The organism is Actinomyces bowdenii (genome assembly GCF_017592395.1).
GTDB classification, from domain to species: domain Bacteria; phylum Actinomycetota; class Actinomycetes; order Actinomycetales; family Actinomycetaceae; genus Actinomyces; species Actinomyces bowdenii.
In genome coordinates, this window is record NZ_JAGFOU010000023.1 from 48,373 (window position 1) to 54,372 (window position 6,000).

The 6,000-nt window shown below is 72.8% G+C and carries 7 protein-coding genes; 3 read left to right on the top strand and 4 right to left on the bottom strand.

Annotated features, from left to right (window positions below; genetic code table 11):
* Window positions 1-26: 26 nt before the first annotated feature.
* Together J5X07_RS10315 and J5X07_RS10320 are read right to left on the bottom strand one after the other, a co-directional pair.
* Window positions 27-614, bottom strand: coding sequence for a YagU family protein (locus J5X07_RS10315; protein ID WP_208479741.1), 588 nt, complete (start codon window positions 612-614; stop codon window positions 27-29).
* A gap of 259 nt (window positions 615-873) precedes the next feature.
* The gene (locus J5X07_RS10320; protein ID WP_124933554.1) at window positions 874-1,167 is read right to left on the bottom strand and encodes a hypothetical protein; all 294 of its coding nucleotides are present in this window, start codon (window positions 1,165-1,167) and stop codon (window positions 874-876) included.
* Window positions 1,168-1,373: 206 nt separating this feature from the next.
* Here J5X07_RS10320 and J5X07_RS10325 point away from each other — a divergent pair, with 206 nt between their 5' ends.
* From J5X07_RS10325 to J5X07_RS10335, 3 genes are all read left to right on the top strand, one after another.
* Window positions 1,374-3,056, top strand: coding sequence for a cytochrome c biogenesis protein CcdA (locus J5X07_RS10325; RefSeq protein ID WP_185732009.1), 1,683 nt, complete (start codon window positions 1,374-1,376; stop codon window positions 3,054-3,056).
* A gap of 95 nt (window positions 3,057-3,151) precedes the next feature.
* Entirely contained in the window at window positions 3,152-3,706 is a 555-nt protein-coding gene (locus J5X07_RS10330; protein WP_208479742.1) for a sigma-70 family RNA polymerase sigma factor, read from the top strand.
* A complete protein-coding gene (locus tag J5X07_RS10335) occupies window positions 3,703-4,554 on the top strand; it encodes an anti-sigma factor (RefSeq protein ID WP_243896733.1) in 852 nt (283 codons plus the stop codon). The genes J5X07_RS10330 and J5X07_RS10335 overlap by 4 nt, the downstream gene beginning before the upstream one ends.
* A gap of 183 nt (window positions 4,555-4,737) precedes the next feature.
* Here J5X07_RS10335 and J5X07_RS10340 read toward each other — a convergent pair whose 3' ends face one another.
* Together J5X07_RS10340 and J5X07_RS10345 are read right to left on the bottom strand one after the other, a co-directional pair.
* Window positions 4,738-5,859 (bottom strand): 1,4-dihydroxy-2-naphthoyl-CoA synthase, encoded by a 1,122-nt coding sequence (locus J5X07_RS10340; protein WP_208479743.1) that lies wholly within the window; start codon window positions 5,857-5,859, stop codon window positions 4,738-4,740.
* A gap of 9 nt (window positions 5,860-5,868) precedes the next feature.
* Window positions 5,869-6,000 (bottom strand): integrase core domain-containing protein (locus tag J5X07_RS10345; protein ID WP_208479285.1); only part of this gene is annotated, 132 nt, incomplete at its 5' end.

A 6,000-nucleotide genomic window follows, 5' to 3' on the forward strand; every position in this document is an offset into this window, starting at 1 on the left:
CTATGCCCTGACGGCTGCCGGGGCGCTCAGCGGGTGGCGTCCTTGAGGGGCACCTCGGCGTCGGGCTCGTGGGTGATGCGGTTGCGCAGGTCGCGGCGCACGATCTCGATGGCCCACAGCCAGATGACGTGGCCGAGCAGCTCGGAGAAGTGCTCGGCCCAGGTCTGGCCCCCGGCCACCCACGGGAAGGGGGAGGGCACCCAGCCCAGCAGCGGCATGACCACCAGATGGGCCCCGATCCACACCAGGATGCCGAAGGCCGCGCCCTGCCACAGCTTGATCCTCGGGTAGTACTCGGCCACCACGCAGTAGACGAGGGCGAAGACGATGGCGAAGGCGAAGTGGACGATGAAGGAGTAGATCGGCAGGCCGTCATTGGCGTTGAAGGACACGGCCGTGTGCGACTGCTCCGGGGTCATCCCGAACCACTCCAGCATCGTCTGGGGCGGGTTGGTCGCGTTGCGCTCGGGAGTGCGGGGAGGGAAGGGCACCTCCCAGCCGAACTTGACGATGGCGGAGAACAGGCCGCCGATGATGCCGACGACGACGGCCACGTCGAGCCGTCTGCGGGCCGGGTCGGTGGTCTCCAGAAGGGAGGGGCGGGCACTGGACAAGGTGGAACCTCCAGGGGGGAGGGCGGCCAGGGGCCGCCGGAACGGACGGGCCCCGGGTCCCCGGGGCCCGTCGATCTCGCGACAGGGCGCGAGCTGACCCGGCCGACTGTGTCATGAGACCCGCCCCGGGGTCCAGAGCCCTGCCGGCGCAGCGCCAGTGCCCCATCGGCACCGCGCCGGCCCGGCCGCCGGGCCCAGTGAGCCGCGGCGCCGGGCCGGCGCACGGGATCCGGCCCCGCTCGGGGAGCCGGTGCGAGTGCTACTTGCCGTCGCTCATCGCGCCGTCAGTGGCGCCATCGCTCATCTTGTCATCGTGCATGGCACCGTCCTTGTCGCTCATCTTGTCGTCGCTCATCGCCCCGTCCTCGTCGCTCATGGCGCCGTCGGACATCTTGTCGTCGCTCATGGCCGACTCGGACGCGTAGGGGGTGGCCTCGACCCGCTCGTCGTCCCCGGAGTCCGAGGCGCCCCCGCAGGCGGCCAGGCCCAGGCAGGCCCCGGCCGCGAGAAGCGCCGTGGCCAGGGTCCTGGTGGTGGAGGTGGTCAGTCGCATGGGAATCTCCTTGTGAGTTCTTCGTGGTTCTCAGATGTGAGCGCGGGCCCCGTGCCCGTCCGAGGAGTGATTCGGAGCCCGTGGCCCCCTGGATCGTCCCGGCGCCCCGAGTGCGTGGTGATCATCGTCATACCCTTGGTCCCGGTCCTCATGGTGATCCGGCGGCCCCCCGGCTCCGAACCCCTCGCGACACGCTCAACGAGAGGATGCACGCCATGACAAGCCTTGCCCTGATCGGCCTTCTCGGGGGACTCATCACGGGGATCTCCCCCTGCGTCCTGCCGGTCCTGCCCGTCATCCTGCTGTCGGGGGCCCAGGGGGCGCACGGCGGGGACGGGGCGCCCCCGCCCTCACGGCTGAGGCCCTACCTGGTGGTGGCCGGGCTCGTCATCAGCTTCACGGTCTTCACCCTCCTGGGATCCACCCTCCTGAGCCTCCTGCACCTGCCCCAGGACTTCATCCGCTGGACCGGCATCGTCCTGCTCGCGGCCATCGGTGTGGGAATGATCGTGCCCCGCGTCATGGAGATCATGGAGAGGCCCTTCCTGCGCTTCCAGCGCTTCGGCTCGGCCAACCCCTCCAACGGCCTCCTCCTCGGCCTGGTGCTGGGCGCCGCCTACGTGCCCTGCGCCGGACCCGTCCTGGCGGCGGTGGCCGTGGCGGGCTCCACCGGGCGCATCGGCGCCGACACCCTGGTCCTGGCCATCTCCTTCGCCCTGGGCACCGCCGTCCCCCTGCTGGCCTTCGCGCTGGCCGGGCGCGGCATCACCGAGCGCATCAAGGCCTTCCGCACCCGCCAGCGCGCCATCCGGGTCACCGCCGGCGTGGTCATGATCGGCCTGGCCCTCGCCCTGGTCACCAACGCCCCCGCCGCCCTCCAGCGCCTCCTGCCCGACTACACCGCCTCCCTGCAGGCCGGCACCGACGAGCTCCTCCAGCAGGGGCGGGGCGAGGGCCTGGGCGGCTGCGTGCCCGGGGCCGACGCCCTGGCCGACTGCGGGGCGCTGCCCCAGATCGACGGCGCCGTGGCATGGCTCAACACCCCCGACGAGGCGCCGCTGAGCGCCGCCGACCGCGAGGGCAAGGTCACCCTGGTCGACTTCTTCGCCTACTCCTGCATCAACTGCCAGCGCAACATCCCCGGTATCGAGAGGCTCCACGAGGCCTACGCCGACTCCGGCCTCCAGATCCTCGGCGTCCACTCCCCGGAGTACGCCTTCGAGAAGGAGGTGGACAACGTGCGCGGCGGGGTGGAGGACCTGGGCATCACCTACCCGGTCGCCGTCGACTCCAATCTCGTGACCTGGACCAACTTCGACAACCACTACTGGCCCGCCCACTACCTGGCCGACTCCACCGGGACGCTGCGCCAGGTCAGCTACGGGGAGGGCGGCCTGGCCACCACTGAGAGCCTCATCCGCCAGCTGCTGACCGAGGCCGACCCCGGCGTCTCCCTGCCCGCCCCGATCTTCACCGACGACGCCCCCCTGGCCACCGGGCCGCGCACCCCCGAGCTCTACCTGGGCTCGAACCGCGTCTCGGCCTACGCCGGCGGCGACCTGGACCCCGGGCGCCAGGCCCTGGCCTTCCCCGACCGGCTCGCCGAGGACACCTTCGCCCTGGAGGGGACCTGGAACGTCGAGGGCCAGTTCATCGAGCCGGTCGACGGACCCGGCCGCGTGCGGCTGTCCTACCACGGCAAGCAGGTCAACCTCGTGGTCTCCGGCGAGGGCGACCTGACCTGGACCGTGGACGGCCAGGAGCGCACCATGCACGTCTCGGGGGTGCCCAACGGTCTGGAGCTGGTGAGGACCGAGGACACCCGGGCCGGGGTCATCGAGATCACGGCCACCGAGGGCCTGCACCTCTACTCCTTCACCTTCGGGTGAGGAGCCCCGCTTTCACCTTCGGGTGAGGAGCCCCGCTCCCCACGGTGGCGGGCCCGCATCCCGGGCCCGCCACCGGCGGGGTCTAGGATCACGGCGTGACCAAGGAGAACGCGGATGAGGACGGGGAGTGCCTCCAGCAGGTGGCGGCGGGTGACGCCGAGGCCTTCGCCCGGCTCTACGACCGGTGGTCGGGTCGCCTCTTCGCCCTCGTCCTCCAGATCGTGGTGGATCGTGCGCAGAGCGAGGAGGTGCTCCAGGAGCTCTTCTTGGAGGTGTGGCGCACCGCCGCCTCCTTCTCGCCCCAGCGGGGCAGCGCCCGGGCCTGGCTGGTCACCATGGCGCGACGACGGGCGATCGACCGGGTGCGCGCCGCCCAGGCCGCCCGGGACCGCGAGAGCCGCTGGAGGGGCTACATGCCCGACACCGACCTGACCCTCCACAGCGTCGAGGAGCGCATCGAGGCCGCCGAGGTCAGGCGGGCGCTGGCCGCCGTCGGCGAGCCCCACCGCTCCGCCATCGAGCTGGCCTACTTCACGGGCCTGACCCACCAGGAGATCGCCCGGCGCACCGGCGTCCCCCTGGGGACTGTCAAGTCCCGCATCCGGAGCGGCATGGCACGACTGAGGAAGGAACTGGGGGTGGAGCCATGACAGACCATCATCGCAGCGGCGCGGGGGCGCCCGGCCGGCAGGACCCCGGCCTCCGCACCGGCCCGCAGGAGGCGGAGGCGCTCGCGGGCGCTGAGGGCATCGAGGGCGGTGGGACCGCCGAGGGCTTCAGCGATGAGGCGGCCGCCATGCTCGGCGCCAGCCTCAGGCCCGTGCCGCCCCCGGAGGACCTGCGCGCCCGCCTCCTGGCCGCTGTCGGCCAGGAGCCCGTCCGCCCGGCGGCCCGGCCCGCTGCCGCTCGTCCCGGTGAGCCGGTGGGGGCATCGCCGGTGCCTTCGCAGGACGGCTCCCGGCCGGCGGCCGAGCCGCCGCAGGCCCCCGGCCCCCAGGAGGGTGCGCGGGTGCTCGCCCTGGGCCCGCGGCGCCGGCGCGCCTGGATCATGCGGGCGGCGGCCGTCCTGGTGCTCATCAGCGCCGGCTTCGGGACGGGGCGGTGGAGCGCCATGGAGTCCATGGAGACCACCGAGTACTACGCCGACCTCAACCAGGCCCAGGATGTCCAGCGGGTCACCGACACCATGCCCGACGGGCATGTGGCCACCCTGACCTGGTCGCAGGACAAGAGCATGACCGCACTGAGCCTGCCCTCGGAGATGATGGAGGCCGCCGGGCAGCGCAGCCTCCAGGTCTGGCTGCGCGACGGGCAGGAGCTGGCCTCCCTCGGCGTCTACGACCCCGACTCGGGGGACGGCTTCTTCTTCCTCGACATCATGCCCGAGCCGGGCCAGGAGATCGTCATCACCCAGGAGCCGGCCGGCGGCTCGGACCAGCCCACCAGCGAGCCCCTCGTGGTGCTGCGCGTGGGCGCCGCGGGGCCGCAGGGCACCTGAAACCCGGTTCCTGTCCAGATCCCTGACAAAGGCCCGTGCCGCACTCAGGGGGCTGAGGCAGGAACCGCGGAATCATGCGGTTCTTGACGGCCGCGGCGGGCGCCCGGGGGCCGTTTGTCAGGGATCTGGACACCGCCGCGCCCCATCGGGCCCGGAGACGGGGCGGCGCTGCCCAGGCGCGGGTCAGAAGTAGTAGGGGAAGGGCGACCAGTCGGGGTCGCGGCGCTCCAGGAAGGCGTCGCGGCCCTCGACGGCCTCATCGGTCATGTAGGCCAGGCGCGTGGCCTCCCCGGCGAAGACCTGCTGGCCCGCCAGCCCGTCATCGGCCAGGTTGAAGGCGAGCTTGAGCATGCGGATGGCCTGGGGAGACTTTCCCGCCACGATCGCCGCCCACTCCAGGGCCCGATCCTCCAGCTCGGCGTGGGGCACCGCCGCATTGACCGCGCCCCAGCGCTCAGCGGTGGCGGCATCGTAGGTGTGGGCCAGGAAGAAGATCTCCCGGGCGCGCCTGTCCCCGACCTGCCGGGCCAGCAGGGCCGAGCCGTAGCCCGCGTCGAAGGAGCCCACATCGGCGTCGGTCTGCTTGAAGCGGGCGTGCTCGATCGAGGCCAGGGACAGGTCCGCGACGACGTTGAGGCTGTGCCCGCCGCCCGCGGCCCAGCCCGGCACCGCGGCGATGACCACCTTGGGCATGGTGCGGATGAGGCGCTGCACCTCCAGGATGTGCAGGCGCCCGGCGCGGGCCGTGTCCACGCGGGCGCGGGCCGCGGCCACATCCGCCTCATGGGAGTAGGGCTCAACGTCACCCCCCGCCTCGGCCTGGTCGCCCTGCGCCGGGTCGGACTCGTAGCGGTAGCCGTCCCGGTCGCGGATGCGCTGATCGCCGCCGGAGGAGAAGGCCCAGCCTCCGTCGCGAGGGGAGGGGCCGTTGCCGGTGAGGATGACGGCGCCGACATCGCCGCTCATCCGTGCGTGGTCCAGGACCCGGTAGAGCTCATCGACGGTGCGGGGGCGGAAGGCGTTGCGCACCTCAGGGCGGTTGAATGCGACCCGCACCACTGGCAGGTCCCGCAGCCAGGCACCGGAGGCGTCGCGCACGCAGCCGCGGTGGTAGGTGACGTCGGTCAGGGCCGCCTCGGGGCCTCGCCCGCCGGCCGGGCCGGCGGCGCCGGTGCTCGCGCCTGCGGGTCCGGCGCCGGCATGGGGGAAGCCGGGGACCTCCCGCCAGCGGGCCGGGTCGAAGATCTCGGAGACCCGGGCGGGCACGGGGTGGAGGGGTGCGGCGTCGATGCTGGCCTCAGACATGGGCCCAGCCTAGGTGTACTTCCCCGTGAGGTTGTGGACGCGGCTGGCGGGGGTTTGGCCGTCGAGGGCGGTGTGGGGGCGGTGGTGATTGTAGGAGTGCAGCCAGTCCTGGTAGGCGGTCTCGCGCTGGGTCTGGCTGGT

Coding starts and splice junctions, on each gene's coding strand:
- J5X07_RS10320 (WP_124933554.1), bottom strand. CDS start 1,167: ATGCGACTGACCACCTCCACCACCAGGACCCTGGCCACGGCGCTTCTC.
- J5X07_RS10325 (WP_185732009.1), top strand. CDS start 1,374: ATGCACGCCATGACAAGCCTTGCCCTGATCGGCCTTCTCGGGGGACTC.
- J5X07_RS10335 (WP_243896733.1), top strand. CDS start 3,703: ATGACAGACCATCATCGCAGCGGCGCGGGGGCGCCCGGCCGGCAGGAC.
- J5X07_RS10340 (WP_208479743.1), bottom strand. CDS start 5,859: ATGTCTGAGGCCAGCATCGACGCCGCACCCCTCCACCCCGTGCCCGCC.